Annotated in this window: 12 protein-coding genes; 4 read left to right on the plus strand and 8 right to left on the minus strand. The window is 69.0% G+C overall.

The genetic code is table 11. From position 1 onward, the window contains the following. Positions 1-57: 57 nt before the first annotated feature. The 6 genes from H3H55_RS03415 to H3H55_RS03440 all read right to left on the minus strand — a co-directional run bounded on the left by H3H55_RS03415 (position 58) and on the right by H3H55_RS03440 (position 9,000). Positions 58-447 carry a type II toxin-antitoxin system VapC family toxin gene (locus tag H3H55_RS03415; RefSeq protein WP_193097662.1) on the minus strand — a complete coding sequence of 130 codons (390 nt, stop codon included), beginning with the start codon at positions 445-447 and terminating at the stop codon, positions 58-60. Continuing rightward, positions 444-713 carry a type II toxin-antitoxin system Phd/YefM family antitoxin gene (locus H3H55_RS03420; RefSeq protein WP_193097663.1) on the minus strand — a complete coding sequence of 90 codons (270 nt, stop codon included), beginning with the start codon at positions 711-713 and terminating at the stop codon, positions 444-446. Before H3H55_RS03420 ends, H3H55_RS03415 begins: the two co-directional genes overlap by 4 nt. A 125-nt stretch (positions 714-838) precedes the next feature. Then, positions 839-1,912, minus strand: coding sequence for a 3-deoxy-7-phosphoheptulonate synthase AroG (gene aroG, locus H3H55_RS03425; RefSeq protein ID WP_046544980.1), 1,074 nt, complete (start codon positions 1,910-1,912; stop codon positions 839-841). A gap of 445 nt (positions 1,913-2,357) precedes the next feature. Then, positions 2,358-3,824: a metalloprotease TldD gene (gene tldD, locus H3H55_RS03430; RefSeq protein ID WP_048242939.1), complete on the minus strand. Its 1,467-nt coding sequence runs from the start codon at positions 3,822-3,824 to the stop codon at positions 2,358-2,360. Between the two features lie 85 nt (positions 3,825-3,909). Next, the gene (locus H3H55_RS03435) at positions 3,910-4,737 is read right to left on the minus strand and encodes a carbon-nitrogen hydrolase family protein (protein ID WP_048242938.1); all 828 of its coding nucleotides are present in this window, start codon (positions 4,735-4,737) and stop codon (positions 3,910-3,912) included. A 63-nt stretch (positions 4,738-4,800) separates the two neighbouring features. Further along, entirely contained in the window at positions 4,801-9,000 is a 4,200-nt protein-coding gene (locus H3H55_RS03440; protein ID WP_193097664.1) for a YhdP family protein, read from the minus strand. 230 nt (positions 9,001-9,230) lie between these two features. On the opposite strand from H3H55_RS03440, the gene glnE reads away from it, so the two are divergent. Further along, entirely contained in the window at positions 9,231-12,020 is a 2,790-nt protein-coding gene (gene glnE, locus H3H55_RS03445) for a bifunctional [glutamate--ammonia ligase]-adenylyl-L-tyrosine phosphorylase/[glutamate--ammonia-ligase] adenylyltransferase (RefSeq protein WP_193097665.1), read from the plus strand. 143 nt (positions 12,021-12,163) lie between these two features. Further along, complete coding sequence (locus H3H55_RS03450; protein ID WP_226799926.1) at positions 12,164-14,404, plus strand: carbohydrate-binding protein; 2,241 nt, start codon at positions 12,164-12,166, stop codon at positions 14,402-14,404. A 126-nt stretch (positions 14,405-14,530) separates the two neighbouring features. On the opposite strand, the gene recN is transcribed toward H3H55_RS03450, so the two are convergent. Both recN and H3H55_RS03460 read right to left on the minus strand, forming a co-directional pair. Continuing rightward, positions 14,531-16,180 (minus strand): DNA repair protein RecN, encoded by a 1,650-nt coding sequence (gene recN / locus H3H55_RS03455; RefSeq protein ID WP_129513764.1) that lies wholly within the window; start codon positions 16,178-16,180, stop codon positions 14,531-14,533. A gap of 19 nt (positions 16,181-16,199) precedes the next feature. Next, positions 16,200-17,102: an NAD kinase gene (locus H3H55_RS03460; protein WP_129513765.1), complete on the minus strand. Its 903-nt coding sequence runs from the start codon at positions 17,100-17,102 to the stop codon at positions 16,200-16,202. 131 nt (positions 17,103-17,233) lie between these two features. Between H3H55_RS03460 and hrcA the strand changes: the two genes are divergently transcribed. Both hrcA and hemH read left to right on the plus strand, forming a co-directional pair. After that, positions 17,234-18,256: a heat-inducible transcriptional repressor HrcA gene (hrcA, locus tag H3H55_RS03465; RefSeq protein ID WP_048242933.1), complete on the plus strand. Its 1,023-nt coding sequence runs from the start codon at positions 17,234-17,236 to the stop codon at positions 18,254-18,256. Positions 18,257-18,381: 125 nt separating this feature from the next. Then, positions 18,382-19,446 (plus strand): ferrochelatase, encoded by a 1,065-nt coding sequence (gene hemH, locus H3H55_RS03470; protein ID WP_193097666.1) that lies wholly within the window; start codon positions 18,382-18,384, stop codon positions 19,444-19,446. Positions 19,447-19,506: the final 60 nt, after the last annotated feature.

Consider the following 19,506-nt stretch of genomic DNA (forward strand, 5'->3'; position numbering starts at 1 on the left):
GAGAAAGCCCGGCGCGAGCCGGGCTTTTTTATCGCTTGCGATACCGTGCGAATGACGTCAGGCGTGCAACATCAGTGTCGCGTGGTAGCGCCACACCTTCGGATCGGCGCTGACGAGCGGCATGCCTTCGTGGAGCGCCTGCGCGACCATCACGCGGTCGAACGGGTCGGCGTGGTCCGGGAAGTCGGGCAGCGCGGCGACTGCTTCGACGTGATCGCTGTTGATCGGCAACTCCGCGAAGCCGGCGAGCCGGAACGCTGAGCGTGCGTCGCGCGGATGAACGGGAAGGTTGCCTTTGCGGTACTTGATCGCGATTTCCCAGATGGATGCGGCACTGACGTACAGCGTGTTTTCGGGATCGTCGATCAACGCGGCGGCAGTCGACGAAAGTTGAGGTGCGCCTTCGGCGGCCCACAGCGCGATATGCGTATCAAGCAGCAGTCTCACGGCGCGAGCCCCCGGTCCGCGCTGGCATCGAAGTCAGCGGCGATCGATTCGTCGCCGACATTGAATGCCTCGACAGTGGCCGGGATGTTCAACCCGGCAAGCAACTGACGCGCCGCACCGATCCGCTTCGGCGCTTCATAAGGAACGATCCGGGCGACCGGATGGCCATTGCGGGCGATCACGACTTCGGATTCGCGCCCCGATTCAAGCGCCTCGACAAGGCTCGAGAGCCGTGACTTGGCATCGTGCATGTTGACGGTCGGCATGGTCGATTCCCGGTTAGCTAGGATGTATTAGCTAGTCTAGCAGAGCCGAACGCCATCCGCAGGCTGGCCAGATGGCCAGCCCGCCGGCAGGCGGGGGCCATCGTGATTCAGCCTGCTCGTGCCAGTCAGTTGCCGCTGCCGCGCGTCACGCGGCGCGCCTTGACCGATTCCGCGAGGCCTTCGAGCACCTTCACGCTGTCGTCCCAGGCGATGCACGCGTCGGTGATGCTCTGGCCGTAGGTCAGCTCGCAGCCTTCCTTCAGGTCCTGACGGCCTTCGACGAGGTGCGACTCGATCATCACGCCGACGATGCGCGCGTCGCCGGCCGCGATCTGGCGGCCGATGTCCGCGCAGACGGGGATCTGGTTCTCGTGCTTCTTCGAGCTGTTCGCGTGGCTCGCGTCGATCATCAGGCGCGCGGCGAGGCCGGCCTTGCCGATGTCCGCGCAGGCGGCGTTCACGCTGTCCGCGTCGTAGTTCGGCGCCTTGCCGCCGCGCAGGATCACGTGGCAGTCCTCGTTGCCGGCCGTCGACACGATCGCCGAATGGCCACCCTTCGTCACCGACAGGAAATGGTGCGGCTGCGACGCGGCCTTGATCGCGTCGACCGCGATCTTCACGTTACCGTCGGTGCCGTTCTTGAAGCCGACCGGGCACGACAGCCCCGACGCGAGCTCGCGGTGCACCTGCGATTCGGTCGTGCGTGCACCGATCGCGCCCCACGAGATCAGGTCGGCGATGTACTGCGGGCTGATCATGTCGAGGTATTCGGTCGCGGCCGGCAGCCCCATCTCGTTGATCTGCAGCAGCAGCTCGCGCGCGGTGCGCAGCCCTTCGTTGATCTTGAAGCTGTTGTCGAGGTGCGGATCGTTGATCAGCCCCTTCCAGCCGACCGTCGTGCGCGGCTTCTCGAAGTACACGCGCATCACGATTTCCAGTTCGCCCTTGAAGCGCTCGCGCTCCTTCACGAGCCGGCCCGCGTACTCGATCGCCGCCTTCGTATCGTGGATCGAGCACGGTCCGACCACGACGATCAGCCGATCGTCCATCCCGTGCAGGATGCGGTGCATCGACTGGCGCGAGTTGTAGATCAGCTCGGACGCGGCTTCGGAGCACGCGAATTCGCGGATCAGGTGGGCGGGCGGCGTCAGTTCCTTGAGTTCGCGAATGCGGACGTCGTCGGTATTGTGCGGGGGCATGCTGTTTCTCCTATGTCGACCGGAGTTAGCGCTTTAGCGGTTACTCCGGTCCCATGCAAAGCGGTTGAGGGCGCCGTTCGGTCAGTGCGCGCGCGGCAGATTCATCAATTCAAGCGATTCAGTGGTGTCGGTCGGGGCCGCGGGACGCTGCGGCGGCGACCGGGTGGCGAAGGGCGAAAAAAAACCGCCGGGTTCGCCGGCGGTTTTTTCGGGAATTTCGGTTGCGCTTTACGCGCCATCAACCCTCTCGATCCGCCAGCGGTCTGAGATACCAAAAAAAGTAAAAGTAAAACTTGGCGGACATGACGGGGATTCGGTTCGTCAAAAAAAGTTGATTCGGAATTTATACCCCGTCGCCGTGCGGCTGGCAACCGGGAAACGTCGAAAATGCGGAAAATCCGCGCGTTTTCTTCAAAATGCGCGGATTGTCTGCGCCGCGATGCGGTTATGCCGTACCGCCAACCGTCATCTTGTCGATCCGCAGGGTCGGCTGGCCGACACCGACCGGCACGCTCTGGCCTTCCTTGCCGCAGACGCCGACGCCCGTGTCGAGCGACATGTCGTTACCGATCATGCTCACATACTTCAGCGATTCCGGGCCGCTGCCGATCAGCGTCGCGCCCTTCACCGGGTAGGTGATCTTGCCGTTCTCGATCATGTACGCCTCGGATGCCGAGAACACGAACTTGCCGTTCGTGATGTCGACCTGGCCGCCGCCGAAGTTCACCGCGTACAGGCCGTTCTTCACCGACGCGATGATTTCCTGCGGATCCTTGTCGCCGTTCAGCATGTACGTGTTCGTCATGCGCGGCATCGGCAGCGCCGCATACGACTCGCGCCGCGCGTTGCCCGTGACCGGCATCTTCATCAGGCGTGCGTTCAGCGTGTCCTGGATGTAGCCCTTCAGGATGCCGTCCTCGATCAGCGTCGTGCACTGCGTCGGGTTGCCTTCGTCGTCGATGTTCAGCGACCCGCGGCGGTTCGGCAGCGTGCCGTCGTCGACGACGGTCACGCCCTTGGCCGCGACCCGCTCGCCGATCCGGCCGGCGAATGCCGACGAACCCTTGCGGTTGAAATCGCCTTCGAGGCCGTGGCCGATCGCCTCGTGCAGCAGCACGCCCGGCCAGCCCGGCCCGAGCACGACCGTCATCGCGCCGGCCGGCGCGGGGCGTGCGTCGAGATTGACGAGCGCCGCGTGCACGGCGTCGTCGACGTAGCGCGACAGCACTTCATCGGTGAAGTAGCCGTAGTCGAAGCGGCCGCCGCCGCCGCCGGAGCCGATCTCGCGGCGGCCGTTCTGTTCGGCGATCACCGTGACCGACACGCGCACGAGCGGGCGGATGTCGGCCGCGAGCGCGCCGTCGCTGCGCGCGACGAGCACGACGTCGTATTCGCCGGCGAGGCCCGCCATCACCTGCGTGACGCGCGGGTCGCGCCCGCGTGCCATCTGCTCGATGCGCTCGAGCAGCTTGACCTTGGCCGTCGCGTCGAGCGACGCGAGCGGATCGGACGGCAGGTACAGGTCGCGACCGGAGATGCCCTTCAGCGACGTCGCGGCCTTGATCTTCTGCCGGCCGCCGCCGGCCGCCGCGATCGCCTTGGTGGCGGCAGCGGCCTGCGCGATCGCTTCGGGCGACAGGTCGTCCGAGTATGCAAAGGCGGTGCGGTCGCCCGCGACCGCACGCACGCCGACGCCCTGGTCGATGCTGAAGCTGCCCGACTTGACGATGCCTTCCTCGAGGCTCCACGCTTCGCTGCGGGTCGCCTGGAAGTACAGGTCGGCATAGTCGACGCGATGCGTGAAGATGTCGGCGATCGTGCGCGTGAGCAGGCTTTCGTCGAGGCCGTACGGCGTGAGCAGGATGTCCTTCGCCAGCGCGAGGTTGCGGATGCCGGGTTCGATGATGTTCATGCGGATATCGGGGTTTCTCAAAAAGTTGTCGGGTGCTTCTGGGCAGATGGGTTGGCCGCGCGGTGTTTCAAGCGGCGAAGCGGATTCAGGTCAGCACGCGGTGCCGCCACGCGGGCAGGCTCTGGCGCACGTCGGCGATGCGCTGCGGATCGATCGCGCCGAGCACGACGCTTGCGCCCACGTCGCGGACCGCGACGATCTCGCCCCACGGGTCGATCAGCATGCTGTGGCCCCAGGTGCGCCGGCCGTTCTCGTGCTTGCCGCCCTGCGCGGCCGCGAGCACGTAGCACTGGTTCTCGACGGCCCGCGCGCGCAGCAGCGTTTCCCAGTGCGCGCGGCCCGTCGTATACGTAAACGCCGACGGTACGACGATCATCGCGCAGTCGCCCATCCTGCGATACAGCTCCGGAAAGCGCAGATCGTAACAGACCGACAGGCCGACCCGCCCGAACGGCGCGTCGAACGCGACGACCGTATCGCCCGCGCGGATCGTGCGCGCCTCGTCGAACGACTCGTCGCCTTTCTCGAAGTTGAACAGGTGGATCTTGTCGTAGCGCGCGGCCTCGTTGCCGGACGGATCGAACACGAGCGTCGTGTTCAGCACGCGATCGGGCTCGGGCGCCTTCAGCGGCAGCGTGCCGCCGATCACCCAGATGCCGTGGCGCCGCGCGGTGTCCGCGAGGAAGCGCTGGATCGGGCCGTCCTGATAGGGCTCGGCGAGCGCGAGCTTGTCGGTGTCGCGATGGCCCATGAAGCAGAAATACTCGGGCAGCAGCACGAGCTGCGCGCCTTCGCCGGCCGCTTCCGCGATCAGGCGGCGGGCTTCGGCGAGATTGCGCGCGACGTCCGGCGTGCTCACCATCTGCAGCGCGGCAACCCGAAAGGGTGTAGCGGAACGGGTGTGGTCGGTCATCGCGGGATCGGTTGCGTCATAAATGGGGTGCGGCCCGGCACCGTGCGCGGTTCGACGCGCGGCTCATTGGTTCACCGCATCGGCGGGACCGTGATTTATCTTACCCTGATCGCTCCGCACCCGCTCGATGTGCGGGTGCGCCCATGAACCCGTGATCGCGTAGTCGAGCGCGAACGCGTGCGACAGCGTCTCCGACAGCGCGTAGTTCGCGGCCAGCACGCCGACGCCGAGCAGCGGATTGATGATCGCGGCCGCGATTGCCGCCGTGCCGGCGCCGATCTTCGGTGCGACGTGCGCGTGCAGGTCCTGCGTCTCGTGGCCGAGGTCGACCGCGCCGCGTACCGTCACGTTCGCGGGCGCCGTCGTCATCGAGAAGTCGTCGGTGCGCGCGATCCCGTTCGAGATCCGGCCGGTGCCCGTGATCTTGTCGAACGGCAGCCCCTTGCCGACCACGTCGCGGAAATTCAGCGTCAGGAAGCGCGCGAGGCTTTGCAGGCTCAGCACGCCGAGGAGTTTCGCCGCACCCGGATCGACTTTCAGGATCTGCCCGTGTTCGAGGTCGAGCGCGACCTGGCCGCCGAGCGACGGGAAGTCGAGCGCGGTCGGACCGCCGCGCCAGCCGACCTTGCCCGTGACCGAGCCGTGACCGTCCGCGAGCGTGCGCGGCAGGCCGACGCGGTCGAGCAGCGCGCCCGCATTGTCGATGTCGAGCTTGAAGTCGAACACGGTGCGGCGCGGCGCGTCGTTTTCGTCGGCGCCGCGGGCGAGCGCGCGGCGCGACGTGCGCCAGTTGCCGGTCGCCGTCAGCTTCGCGGCCGGGTTCGACAGCTCCAGCTTGTCGAGTTGCCACACGGGCGTGCCGTCCTCGTCGATGTTGCGTGCGTTGACGACCAGACGGCCGATGTCGTGATTGCGCGCGACCACTTGATCGACGATCAGGTCGATCGACGGCATCGGGCGGTCGGTCGGCGTCGGCAGGTTCATCGCGCGGCCGACGAGGTCGTGCTGCGCGCTGTCCGGGATCACGAGCTTCGCGAGCCGCGCGTTCAGCACGCCCGCACCGTTGTGGCCGCCGCCCGGCGCCCACGACAGGTAGCCCGACACCTGGTTCGACGCGATGTTCGCCTGCCACAGTTCGTCGATGTGCGATGCGCCGACGATCACGTTTTCCCAGTTGCGCTTGAGCAGCTTCAGCGTGCCGAAGTGGAACGCGAAACGCTTCGGCGCGAAGCTCGCGAAATCGACGCGCGGCGCGGCCGGCGGCTCCGGCGCGCGCGGCGTCGCGGGCTGCAGCGTGTGGGCGAGCGCGAGCCACGCGTCGGCATCCAGCTCGTCGACGTCGACGGCCGCGCTCACGCCGTCCTGCGGCATGTCGGGCATCCGGTGGATGCCCATCGCGCCGCGCACCGCGCGCAGCGGCTGGCCGCGCGTCGCATCGAGCAGGTAGGTCGCGGATACGGGGCCGAGCGTCAGGTCGGCGTGTTCGAGGCGCTTGCCGTCCGCCTGCGGCGCCGGCTGCAGCGTGAAGCTGAACGGCATCGGCGTGCCGGCCGGCTTCGCGAACGGCGCCGGGAAATTCAGCGCGACACCCGTCAGGTCGGAATGCGCGCTGATGTCGGGCAGGCGGCCCGGCGCGCCGCGTACGGCGAGCTTGTACGGTGCGTCGCCGACCACGTGCTCGAGCAGCGCGGCGGCCGGGCCGTGCAGGTTCAGGCCGCGCGCGGCGTCGAGCGCGAGCCGGCCGTCGACGTCCACCGTGTACGGGCCGTGCGACTGGAAGTTGCCGTTCGCGTGCACCGGGCCGCCGAGGAAGCGCCCCGACAGGTCGTGCAGCGACGCGCCGGCCTCGGTGAACCGGACACTGCCGCGCAGCGCCGACAGCGGCGGCACGCCGCTGGTCGACAGCGTGTTGCCGCCGAACGCGAGTGCGCCTTCGATGTGCGTATGCGGATGCGCGACGTGCTGCGGAATCGTGATCTTGAGCCCGAGCGACGCAGGCCCCTGCGCATCGATCCGCTGGCCGATATGCCCGCTCATCGTGCCGAGCGAGCTGTTGTCCGCGTAGTCGATCAGGTCGGCGAGCGGGCCCTGCGCATGGCCGTCGATGACGAGCGGCGAGTGGGTCGGATTGCCGAGATCGTCGATGCGGCCGGCGACCTTCGTCAGCGCGACGCGCTTGTAGTGCGCGCGGTCGATGTCGAAGCGCAGCTTGTTCTGCGCGAGCTCGAACTTGCCGTCGATCCCGTCGAGCGCCGGCCAGACGCTCGGCGTGCCGTTCGCGAGCTTGCGCGGCGGGTACGGCGTCGGCTCGAAGCGGCCGCCGGTGAACGGCGCGACGATGTGGAACACGCCGGCGTCCGGCTCGTGTTCGAACGGGAATTTCTCGAGCGGACCGCGGGCGACGATCGACGCGCCCTTGGTCACCGTGCCGTCCTGCAGCGCGTGGCCGAGATAGTCGCGCAGGTGCTCGGACATCCCGGTCGGCAGGTAGCGTGGAATGCGTGCCACCGACGCGCGTGCGAACTCGGCGCGCAGGTCGAGCGAGCCGCGGCCGTGGCCGGGATTCGTGTACGAGCCGGACACCGCGATTTCGGCATCGGGGTTCGAGACGAGCAGGTCGGGCAGCGTCACGTCGACGCGCGCGTGCTTGTCGCCGGGCGCGGGCGTGATCGCCCATTTGACGTTGCCGCGCAGCCGGTCGAACGTCAGGCGCGGCTCGTCGAACTCGCCGGGCACCGTGACGGCCGCGTTGACCGTGTCGAAATGCGCGGTGCCGCCCGTCTCGCTCGCGTCGACGCGGCCCCACAGGTTCTCGATGCCCGGCCAGCCGGCGCGCGGGTGGCCGCGCGGCGACAGGCCGGGCGGCGGCTCCTGCGCGGCGAAGCTGAGGCCTTGCAGGTCGCCGAGGAAGCGATAGCGGACGATCGGCGCGGCGCCGGTGCGGCGCTCCTCTTCCGCGAGGTCGGCCCGCGCGGGTTTCGCGCGCTCGACTTCGATCTGGTAGTTCGCCATCATCCCGCGCGGGTCGATCTTGATCAGTTCGTTGCGCAGGCGTGCAGGCAGCGGCAGGCCGCGAATGAATTCGCTGAGGATGCCGAGATCGACGCGGTCGCCGACAACGCTGATCAGTTGCCCCTGGGTCGCCGTCGGCACGCGGTAACGGGCCGTCAGCGTCGACAGCGCGAGCGAGCGGGCGAGCGGCGTGCCGTCGTCGAGCGGCGGCTGGCCGAGTTCCGCATGGAAGCGCGACAGGTGCAGCGTGTAGTCGTGCCCCGTGTCCATTGCCATGTCCCAGCCGAATCCGACCACCGGCACGTCGAGCCGCGGCTGCGTCGGCCGCACGCGCAGCGTGACGTCGGCGCCCTGCAGGTCGCCGCCCGCCGAGCGCAGCCGGCCGTCGCGGAAGGTCGCCCAGATCGCGTTGTCGATCCGGCCGGCATGGATCGTGAGCGGAATGTCGAGGTAACGGGCGAGCGTCTGCAGATCGACGGGGCCGGTCGACAGGTACGCATCGCCGGTCCAGTTGGACGGCTTGCCGACCGGCGCGAGCGCCTTGTGCGTGAAGCGCGCGCGGAAATCGAGCGGGCCGAGCAGCAGCGTGCCGTTCGCGGGCGCCTGCAGTGCGGCCCGGTGTACGCGGCCGTTGTTGAGCACCGCGATCCGGATGCCCGACAGCACGAGCTCCGGCGCGTCGTGCTGCGCGTCGCGCCAGCGCAGCGTGCCGCCGCGCAGCACGATCGCTTCCTGCTTCAGCAGCCAGGTACCGAACGTGTCGTTGCCGCCGTGGGTGGTCGCGACGCCGACACCCGCGATGCTCAGCGAGCCGTCGGCGGCGCGCGCGACGACGAGGTCGGGCTGGTCGACGATCAGGCTCGATAGCGCGGGCGACAGCCGCAGCAGCGACATCCACGACAGCGCAGCGGTCGCATGCGGCACCGACAGCGCGATCTTGCCGTCACGGCCGCGGATCGTCAGGTTCGTGAGTTCGACGCCCGGCTGCATGCCGGACCAGTTCGGGGAAAGCTTGCCGATCGAAAGCTGCGCGTGGAGCTTGTTGGACACGAGGCGCTCGATGCGCGGACGGAATTCGTCGATGCGGGGCAGCAGCACATAGCGCAGCCCGAGGAACGCGCCGGACGCAACGAAGTAGGTGCCGATCCCGACTGCCAGCGTCACCTTGAACACGCGACGCAGGACCGGATGATCGTGCTTCGGAGGTCCCGCTTCGGGCGCAGCTACGGCGGATTCCTGACGGTCGGACATGCGGCGGACGGGCGGCGATATGGTAGTTTTGCAGACTGACGTTGAAATGTATCACACGGGTTCGTGCCGGCGGCCGTTGCGGCAGTGCGGCACGGGCTTTCCGGCGCGCGGTTTCGCGACGGACGCACGGGCGTCCCGCGATGCCGCGCCGAGTCCATGGGGCCTGTCGGCAGCGGCGCGCGCACGCGTTTGCCCGCACCGGCCGGCCTTACCGCCAGGCCCGCTTCTCGATGACCGACGCTTCCGCCCTGATCAGCACGTCCTATTCCCGTTATATCGCGCGCGCGGCCGCCGCGCGGCCCGCGCTGGCCGAACAGGTCGCCGCATGGGCCGCCGCGCCGCTCGCCCGCGCGCAGCTCGACGCGCGCCTCACCGAACTGCTCGCGATGCCGGCCGGCCCGGCCGCGCCGACCGAGGAGCAATTGAAGCGCGCGCTGCGGCAACTGCGCGCCGAGGCGTTCGGCGCGGTCGCGGAGCGCGACCTGCGCGGGCTGGCGGACGTCGCCGAGGTGACCGGCGCGATGACCGATCTCGCCGAAGTGGCCGTGCAGCGCTCGCTCGCACTGCTGTCGGCTGAACTCGAGGCGCTGTACGGCGAGCCGCGCGGCGCCGACGGCCAGCGCGTCGTGCTCGGCGTGGTCGGGATGGGCAAGCTCGGCGGCCGCGAACTGAACGTGTCGTCGGACATCGACCTGATCTTCGTCTACGAGGACGACGGCGAGACGACCGGCGGCGCGCGCGCGCCGCTGTCCACGCAGGAATACTTCACGCGGCTCGGCCGGCGCCTGATCGGTGTGATGTCCGAGGTCACCGCCGACGGCTACGTGTTTCGCGTCGACATGCGGCTGCGTCCGAACGGCGATTCCGGGCCGCTCGTCTGCAGCCTCGGGATGCTCGAGGAATATTTCTACGTGCAGGGGCGCGAGTGGGAGCGCTATGCATGGATCAAGGGGCGGCTCGTGTCGGAAGGCGACAGCGACGCGGCGCAGCGGCTCGAGTCGCAGCTCGAGTCGATCGTCAAGCCGTTTGTGTACCGCCGCTATCTCGATTTTGGCGTGATCGGCGCGATCCGTTCGCTGCACCAGCAGATCCGGCAGGAAGCCGCGCGCCGCGTGTCGATGCGGCCCGACAAGGCCGACGACATCAAGCTCGGGCGCGGCGGGATCCGCGAGATCGAGTTCAGTGCGCAGGTGTTCCAGCTGATCCGCGGCGGCCAGGACGCGGAATTCCGCGTGCGGCCGACACTCGCGGTGCTGCGCCATGCGCAGGCGCGCGGGCTGATCGGCGAGGACGTGCGCGCGCGCCTGACCGACGCCTACAACTTCCTGCGCACGCTCGAGCACCGGCTGCAATACCGCAACGACGCGCAGACGCACGCGATGCCGGTCGAGCCCGACGAACGCGCGGCGCTGGCCGCGTCGCTCGGCTTTGCCGACTATGCGGCGCTGATGACGGTGCTTGATGATCACCGGACCTTCGTCGAGGCGCAGTTCCGCCAGATCTTCGCGGACAAGGTGGGCGGCAACCCCTGCGCGGCGGGCGACGATACGGCGGCGGCGTGGATCTGGAGCGGCGCGCTGGCCGACGACGGCGAGGACGACACGCTGGTCGCGCGCCTCGACGGACTCGGCTTCACCGATCCGGCCACCGTGCTCGCGCGGCTGCGCGCGATCTGGCAGTCGTCGCGCTACACGGGCCTGCCGGAAAAGAGCCGGCAGCGCTTCGACAGCGTCGCGCAGCGGGCGCTCGAGGCCGCGCCGCGGATCGACGCCGCGCGCCGCGACGACACGATCGTGCGCCTGTTCGACTTGTTGGAGACGGTCAGCCGGCGCGGCGTCTATCTCGCGCTGCTGACCGAATATCCGGCCGCGCTCGATCGCGTGCTGTCGGTGCTCGGCGCGACGCGCTGGGGCGGCGGCTACCTGATCCGCCACCCGCAGCTGCTCGACGAACTGCTCGACGACGAGGCGATCGCGAGCCCGTTCGACTGGCCCGCGTTCAAGGACGCGCTGCGTGCGCGCCTTGCGGCGGCCGACGGCCCCGAGCAACAGATGGACCTGCTGCGGCACGCGCAGCACGCGGAGGTGTTCCGGATCCTGCTGATCGATCTCGCCGGGCAACTGTCGGTCGAGCATGTGAGCGACCGGCTGTCCGAGTTGGCCGATGCGGTGCTCGACGTGACGATCGAAGTCGTCTGGTCGCAGCTCGCGAAGCGCCATCGCGACGTGCCGAAGTTCGCGGTGATCGCGTACGGCAAGCTGGGCGGCAAGGAGCTTGGTTATGCATCCGATCTCGACCTGATCTTCCTGTACGACGACCCCGACGAGCGCTCGGCGGACGTCTACACGACCTTCACGCGGCGGCTCATCACGTGGCTCACGACGGCGACCGGTGCGGGCGCGCTGTTCGACATCGACCTGCGGCTGCGGCCGAACGGCGAGGCCGGGCTGCTCGTCACCGATCTCGACGCGTTCCGCCGTTACCAGCTGCGCGAGGGCGATGCCGCGAATACCGCGTGGGTGTGGGAGCACCAGGCGCTGACGCGCGCCCGCTACAGCGCGGGCGACGCGCAGATCGGCGCGGACTTCGAGGCGATCCGCCATCAGGTGCTGACGACGCCGCGCGACGGGGGCGTACTCGCGAAGGAGATCGTCGACATGCGCGGCAAGGTGTTTGCCGGTCACCCGAACCAGACCGAGCTGTTCGACCTGAAGCACGATCGCGGCGGGATGGTCGACATCGAGTTCATCGTCCAGTACTGGGTGCTGCTGCACGCGTCGAGCGACGCCGAGCTGATCCGCAATACCGGCAACATCGCGCTGCTGCGCGAGGTCGCGCGCTTCGGGCTGATGGGCGAGGACGAGGCCGAGCAGGTTGGCGCGGCCTACCGCAAGTACCGGAAGCTGCAACACAAGCTGCGGCTCGACGGGATGGAGAAGGCGCGGGTCGACCCGGCGACGGTCGCCGGCGAGCGGGCCGCGGTGACGGCGTTGTGGGAGCGGGTGTTCGGCGGCGCGTGACGGCGGCGCGCGGGCCGTCCGGGCCGCGCACCCGAGGCTTTGAGATTCGATTGAGATTGTTTGAGCGGAACGGCCGGCATCGAAAAAATGCGGCTTTCCGTTCAACCGGCACCGCGTGTGCACGAAGCGATCTCGAGCCTATTTTGAAACCGATCCGCCATTCACTTGTCACGACGGCGCTGTCCGCGGCCGTCACGGGACTTTTCTCCGTTGCCGCCCATGCCGCCGATGCGGCGCCGACCCCGCTCACGAACCGGTTGCTTGGCGCAGGCCAGTGCCTCGCGTGGCAACCGGGCGGCGACGCGGTCGCCTTCGCCGCGTGCGATGGCAGTGCGGCGCAGGACTGGCAGTTTCAGAAGCAGAGCGGCGGTTATCAGCTGATCCGCAACCGGGCGGCGATCGCGCAGGGCGGCGATCGTTGTCTGCGCGCCCACTCGGACGGCGACGCGGGCCGGGTCACGCTGGGGACCTGCAACGGAGACGGCTACACGTCGATGCGCACCTGGCAGGTCAGCGCCGGCGTCGACGGCAGGATCGTGCTGCGCAACAAGTATCGCGGCGATCTGGGCCGAACCGAAGTGCTGAGCGCGTCGGCCGACAACCGCGACGTGGCGATGCGTCCCGGCACGGGCTTCACACCGGCGTCGACGTTCACCTATCCGCTGCCGCAACCGCTGCCGACCCGGCCGCTTGCCGGCGATAAATCCGTGCTGCTGATGGTCACGCACTTCAACGACTCGAAACCGGCCGATGCCGACGTCGTGCGCAAGGCCGTGTTCGGCGATGGCGACGACTACGCGTCGCTGCGCCGTTATCTCGAGGTCGCGTCGCGCGGCAAGCTGACGGTTCACGGCGAAACGCTCGACAGCGTCAATCTCGGCGACCGGCCGGCAACCTGCGATTCGGGCGCGATCCGCACGGCCGCGCGCAAAGCGGCGCTCGCGCGTGGCGTGAACCCGGACCAATTCGATTACCTGTTCGTCGACCTGCCGAAAATGAGCAACTGCGGCTGGAGCGGCCTTGCCGCGACGCCGGGCAACTGGATCCTGTCGAACGCGAGCGGCCACGGTTACTGGATGTGGTCGCACGAGTTCGGCCACAACCTCGGCGCGAAGCATCCGGGCTCGCTCGTCGATTGTCCGACGCCGGGCGGCACGGTCGAGGTCGGCGGCGCATGCCGCGCCGGCAAGGTCGACGATCCGTCCGACACGATGGGGGGCGGCGGTCGGCGCCTGTACCCGGCGAGCTACCAGCTGTTCGCCGGCTGGCTCGGCGAAGCCGACGTACCGGAGATTCGCGCTGACGGCACCTACCGGCTTGCCCCGCTGTGGGGCGATGCGCCGGGCGCGAAAGCGTACCGGGTCGCGCGCACCGACGGCTCGACGCTGTGGTTCGAGTTCCGCCAGCCGCTGCGCGGTTTCGACGACTGGAAGGCGGGCGATCCGTTCGTCAACGGCGTGATCGTGCGGACCGTTGCGCACGGCGGCAACGTGCTGACGAACACGCTGGTCGACGCGATGCCCGGCAGCGCGGACGGCATGAAGGACGCGCCGCTGATGCCGGGACACACGCTGCACGATACGCTGTCGGGCAAGCTCGTCACCGTGAAATCGGTCGGGCCGGACGGCGCGGTGATCGAGGTGAGGAACGACGGCCTGCTGCTGCCGAATGCGGTGGTCACGGGCCCGCAGCAGGCGGACGCGGGCGCGCGGGTCGTGCTGTCGGGCGCGTCGTCGGGCGGCGAGCATTTGCGCTACGCATGGAGCGCGCCGGCCGGCATCGACGCGAAGCCGGCCGGCGCCGAGTTGCGCTTTGTCGCGCCGGCGCTCGAGCAGGACCGCGACTACGCGTTTCGCTTGACCGTCGCCAACGACCACGACTACACCGCGCAGGCGACGCACGTCGTCAAGGTGAAGGCGCAGGAGGTCGTCGCGCCGCCGCGCGCGGCGATCGGCGGACCGGCGTCGGCCGACGGCGGCGCGAGCGTCACGCTGTCCGGCGAGTCGTCGACGGGCAAGGGGCTGAGCTATGCGTGGACGGGGCCGGCCGGCGTGCCGCTCGTGCAGACCGGCGCGGTCGCGACGTTCACCGCGCCGACGGCGGCGGATGAGCGGCGCTACGACTTCAGGCTGGTGGTGACCGATGCGCTGGGCCGCACGTCCGACGCGACCCACCGCGTGACCGTGCACGCATCGGTCGGCGAGGGCGTGGCCGCGTGGGATCCCAGGCAGACCTATGCGCAGCCGTGCCAGAAGGTCAGCCATGCGGGCAAGGTCTGGGCCAACGGCTGGTGGGTGCTGGGCGACGTGCCCGGCACGGGCGGCGAGTGGGCCGCGTGGCGTCCGGTCGGCGCGGCCAACATGCATGAGCAGTGCAAGGGGTAACGGGCGGGCGGCAGGGCGAGCGCGATGATGGCTCGATGCGGCGCTGGGGGCGGGCTTGGCCGGATGAATCGTGCGAGTCCGCCCCCCGGCCTTTGCATGGCCGGGCGCCGAGTCGTGAAGGCCGAGTCAGGCCGCCAGCATTTCCTTCGCGTGCTTGCGCGTCGTGGCCGTGATCTCGAGCCCGCCGAGCATCCGCGCGACTTCCTCGATCCGGTTGGCCCGGTCGAGCGCGACGACCGTCGAGACCGTGCCGCCGCGGTCGTCGGCGCCCTTCGCGACCTGGAAGTGGTGGTCGCCGCGCGCGGCGACCTGCGGCAGGTGCGTCACGCACAGCACCTGGCGATCGCGCCCGAGCTGGTGCAGCAGGCGGCCGACCACTTCGGCGACGCCGCCGCCGATCCCCGTATCGACTTCGTCGAAGATCAGCGTCGGCGTCGGGCTCGCCGCGCTCGCGATGACCGCGAGCGCGAGGCTGATCCGCGCGAGCTCGCCGCCCGACGCGACTTTCGCGAGCGGCCGCAGCGGCACGCCGGCGTGCCCGGCGACCCGGAACTCGACCTGCTCGAGCCCGTGCGGGCCGCCGTCGGCGAGCGGCACGAGCGAGACTTCGAAACTTCCGCCCGCCATCGACAGTTCCTGCATGCCAGTCGTGACGGCCGTGCCCAGCGCCCTGGCGGCCTGTGCTCGCGCCTTGGACAGGTGCTTCGCGTCGGCGAGATAGGCTTCCCGCGCCTTGGCCTGGATCGCCTCGAGCGCGCCGAGATCGGCGGCCGCGTCGAGCGCGGCGAGCTGGGCGCGGCGCGCCGCATGTTCTTCGTGCAGCGTGTCGGGCGGCAGCCGGAACTTGCGGGCGGTCGAGTGCAGCGCATCGAGACGCGTTTCGACCTGCGCGAGCCGCTCGGGGTCGAGATCGACGCGCTGCGCGTAGTGCGACAGCGAGTAGACGGCTTCCTGCAGCTGGATCTCGGCCGGTTCGAGCGACGCGAGCGCGTCGCCGAGCGTGGTGTCGTAGTCGGCGAGGCTGCGCAGCTTCGACACGATCGCGCCGAGCTGCGCGAGCATCGCGTCGTCGGCCTCGGACAGCGCGTTGAGCGCGCCCCGTACGCCTTCGATCAGGTTCGCCGAATGCGACAGGCGCTTGTGCTCGTTGCTGACTTCATCCCATTCGCCGGCCTGCGGCGCGAGCTTGTCGAGCTCGGCGAGCTGCCACGCGAGCTTTTCGCGTTCGAGCTGCAGCTCGCGCTCGTGCGCCTTCGCGGCGTCGATCGCCTGCGTCGCGTCACGCCAGACGCGCCACGCACGTGCGACGTTCGCGGCATCGGCGACGAGCCCCGCGTGCGTATCGAACAGCTCGCGCTGCGCGTCGGGCCGCATCAGCAACTGGTGAGCGTGCTGGCCGTGGATGTCGACGAGCATCTCGCCGAGTTCGCGCAGTTGCGCGAGCGTCGCGCTGGTGCCGTTGATGAACGCGCGCGAACGGCCGTTCGCGTCGATCACGCGGCGCAGCATCACGGTGTCCTCGGCGTCGAACGCATGTTCGTCGAGCCAGCGCACGACGCGGTCGTGCGGCGTGAATTCGGCCGTGATGTCGGCGCGGCCGCAGCCGGTGCGCACGACGCTCGCGTCGGAGCGTTCGCCGAGTGCGAGCGCGAGGGCGTCGATCAGGATCGATTTCCCGGCGCCGGTTTCGCCGGAAAAGACGGAAAAGCCGCTGTCGAATTCGAGATCGAGCGCGGCGACGATGACGAAGTCGCGTATCGAGAGGTGGCGGAGCATGGTGTCGGGCGGAGGGGCGTCAGGACGCCTTGTCGTCTTCGTTCGATGCGTGTTCGTTCCAGTGCAGCTTCTTGCGCAGCGTCGTGTAGTAGCTGTAGCCGATCGGGTGCAGGAACGGCACCGTGTGCTTCGAGCGGCGCACCTCGATCGTGTCGTTCAGTTCGAGCGAGGTGAACGACTGCATGTCGAAGTTCACGTTGACGTCGCGCCCGCCGACGATCTGGATCGCGATCTTCGTGTCGTCCGGCAGCACGATCGGCCGGTTCGACAGCGCGTGCGGCGCGATCGGCACGAGCACGATGCCCTGCAGCTGCGGATGGAGGATCGGGCCGGCCGACGACAGCGCATAAGCGGTCGAGCCCGTCGGCGTGGCGACGATCAGGCCGTCCGAACGCTGGTTGTACATGTACCGGCCGTCGACCGACGCGCGTAGCTCGACCATCCCGGAGAAGCCGCTGCGGTTGACGACGACGTCGTTGAATGCGATCGCGTGGTAGATCGGTTCGCCGTCGCGCATGATCCGCGCCTCAAGCAGCGAGCGCTCCTCGCGCTCGAACTTGCCCGACAGCATCACGGGGACGAGCGCGTGCATGTCGGCGGCCGCGATGTCCGTGATGAAGCCGAGCCGCCCGTGGTTGATCCCGATCAGCGGCGTCCGGTACGGCGCAAGCTGGCGGCCGATGCCGAGCATCGTGCCGTCGCCGCCCAGCACGACCGCCACGTCCGCACGCGCCCCGATTTCGGCCGGGGTGAGCGCCGGATAACCGGTGATGCCGAACTCGCGCGCGGTATCGCCTTCGAAGACGACCTCGAAGCCCAGCTTCGCGAGGCTGGCAGCCAGGGTGGCGAGCGGCTCGGCGATGCCGGGCGTGTTGCTCCGGCCGACGAGCGCGACAGTATTGAACTGATTACCGGTTTTCATGCCGGCATTACACCATAGCTCGTTGACGAAAAGAACCGGCTGTGCACCGGTGGGGCCGGATCGGGCCGGCCCGCGCAATGGCGGCCGACGCCACTCGCCGCGGTCGCGCGGTTGCGCTAAAATTTTCCACCATGCTAGATCCTCGCGCACGAACCCTCCTGAAAACCCTGATCGAACGGTATATCGCCGACGGTCAGCCAGTCGGATCGCGCACGTTGTCCCGTTATTCCGGGCTCGAGCTGAGCCCGGCGACGATCCGCAACGTGATGTCCGACCTGGAGGAGCTCGGCCTCGTGTCGAGCCCGCACACGTCGGCCGGCCGCGTGCCGACGCCGCGCGGCTACCGGCTGTTCGTCGACACGATGCTCACGGTCGAGACGCCGATCGACGCCGAGGCCGTCGCGCGGCAGGTGCAGAACACGCTGCAGGCCGGCGAGCCGCAGCAGCGGGTGGTCGCCGCCGCGGCGAGCGTGCTGTCGAACCTGTCGCAGTTCGCGGGCGTCGTGCTGACACCGCGTCGCAGCCACGTGTTCAAGCAGATCGAGTTCATGCGGCTGTCGGACAAGCGCATCCTGCTGATCATCGTCACGCCCGAGGGCGACGTGCAGAACCGGATGCTCGCGACGCCGCGCGACTACTCGCCGTCGCAACTGACCGAGGCGTCCAACTACATCAACGCGCATTTCGCCGGCCTGTCGTTCGACGAGGTGCGCCGCCGCCTGCGCGACGAGATCGACCAGTTGCGCGGCGACATGACCGCGCTGATGCATCTGGCGGTGACGGCCAGCACCGAGGTGCCCGACACCGAGGACACCGTGCTGATTTCCGGCGAGCGCAACCTGCTCGAGGTGGCGGACTTGTCGTCCGACATGGCGCGGCTGCGCAAGCTGTTCGACGTGTTCGACCAAAAGACGGGCCTCCTGCAACTGCTCGACGTGTCGAGCCACGCCCAGGGCGTGCAGATCTTCATCGGCGGCGAATCGACGCTCGTGCCGATCGAGGAAATGAGCGTCGTCACCGCGCCTTACGAGGTGAACGGGCAGATCGTCGGCACGCTCGGCGTGATCGGCCCGACCCGGATGGCGTACAACCGCGTGATTCCGATCGTCGACATCACCGCGCGCCTGTTGTCGCTCACGTTGAGCCAGCAGTAGCACACCCGATCCCGCCCCGTCATCGTGCCGCGGCGCCGTGCGTGCCGACAGTCGGCCGAACGGTGCGGGGCGGCCCGCTATAATTGAGAGCCGTCCGGTCCCGTGCCCCGAGCACGTTCTTGCCCATGCGTTTCGATCTTGAGCCGCCTTCGAGCATCGCGGCAGCCCACCGCATCGGCGTGCTGCTGATCAATCTCGGCACGCCCGACGCGCCCACGCCGCGCGCGGTACGGCGCTATCTGGCCGAATTCCTGTCGGATCCGCGGGTCGTCGAAATTCCGCAGGCCGTCTGGCAGGTGCTGCTGCGCACGTTGATCCTGCCGCTGCGCGGCCGCGCGTCCGCGAAGAAATATGCGGCCGTCTGGATGCCGGAGGGCTCGCCGCTGCGCGTGCACACCGAGCGCCAGACCGACGGCGTGCGGCACCTGCTCGTGTCGAACGGCTATCACGTGCTCGTCGACTACGCGATGCGCTACGGCAGCCCGAACATTGCGCACGCGCTCGCGCAGTTCAAGCGCTCGGGCGTCGAGCGCGTGCTGCTGATGCCGATGTATCCGCAATACTCGGCGTCGACCACGGCCACCGCGTTCGATGCCGCATTCGACGCGCTCGCGCGCATGCGTAACCAGCCGGAGGTGCGCACGGTGCGGCACTACGCCGACCATCCGGCCTATGTCCACGCGCTTGCCGAGCAGGTGCGCCAGTACTGGGCGCAGCACGGCCGGCCCGACTTCGCGGCGGGCGACAAGCTCGTGCTGAGCTTTCACGGCGTGCCGAAGCGCACGCTCGACCTCGGCGACCCGTATCACGACCAGTGCCAGCAAACAGGCGCGCTGCTGATGGCCGCGCTCGGGCTGTCGACGACCGAATGCCGCGTCACCTTCCAGTCGCGCTTCGGCAAGGCCGAATGGCTGCAGCCGTACACCGCGCCGACGCTGCGCGAATTCGGCGAGGCCGGCGTGCGGCGGGCCGACGTGTTCTGTCCCGGTTTCACGGCCGATTGCCTGGAGACGATCGAGGAAATCGGCATGGAAGTGCGCGACGAGTTCCTCGCCGGCGGCGGCAAGGCGTTCCACCGCATTCCGTGCCTGAACGGCGCACCCGCGTGGCTCGGCGCGATCGGCGAGATCGTCGCCGAGAACCTGCAGGGCTGGCCCGTCCGGGTCGCGCAGCCCGAAACGGTGAACTGAGATGAAACGACCCCCACGCTCGCTTTGCTCGCTGCCCCCCGAGGGGGCGGTCAGCCTCCT

It is taken from the genome of Burkholderia sp. Z1, assembly GCF_014893795.1.
Classification (GTDB): Bacteria; Pseudomonadota; Gammaproteobacteria; order Burkholderiales; family Burkholderiaceae; genus Burkholderia; species Burkholderia theae.

Coding starts and splice junctions, on each gene's coding strand:
- H3H55_RS03440 (WP_193097664.1), bottom strand. CDS start 9,000: ATGTCCGACCGTCAGGAATCCGCCGTAGCTGCGCCCGAAGCGGGACCT.
- hrcA (WP_048242933.1), top strand. CDS start 17,234: ATGCTAGATCCTCGCGCACGAACCCTCCTGAAAACCCTGATCGAACGG.
- recN (WP_129513764.1), bottom strand. CDS start 16,180: ATGCTCCGCCACCTCTCGATACGCGACTTCGTCATCGTCGCCGCGCTC.
- hemH (WP_193097666.1), top strand. CDS start 18,382: ATGCGTTTCGATCTTGAGCCGCCTTCGAGCATCGCGGCAGCCCACCGC.
- H3H55_RS03435 (WP_048242938.1), bottom strand. CDS start 4,737: ATGACCGACCACACCCGTTCCGCTACACCCTTTCGGGTTGCCGCGCTG.
- H3H55_RS03460 (WP_129513765.1), bottom strand. CDS start 17,102: ATGAAAACCGGTAATCAGTTCAATACTGTCGCGCTCGTCGGCCGGAGC.
- aroG (WP_046544980.1), bottom strand. CDS start 1,912: ATGCCCCCGCACAATACCGACGACGTCCGCATTCGCGAACTCAAGGAA.
- tldD (WP_048242939.1), bottom strand. CDS start 3,824: ATGAACATCATCGAACCCGGCATCCGCAACCTCGCGCTGGCGAAGGAC.
- glnE (WP_193097665.1), top strand. CDS start 9,231: ATGACCGACGCTTCCGCCCTGATCAGCACGTCCTATTCCCGTTATATC.
- H3H55_RS03420 (WP_193097663.1), bottom strand. CDS start 713: ATGCCGACCGTCAACATGCACGATGCCAAGTCACGGCTCTCGAGCCTT.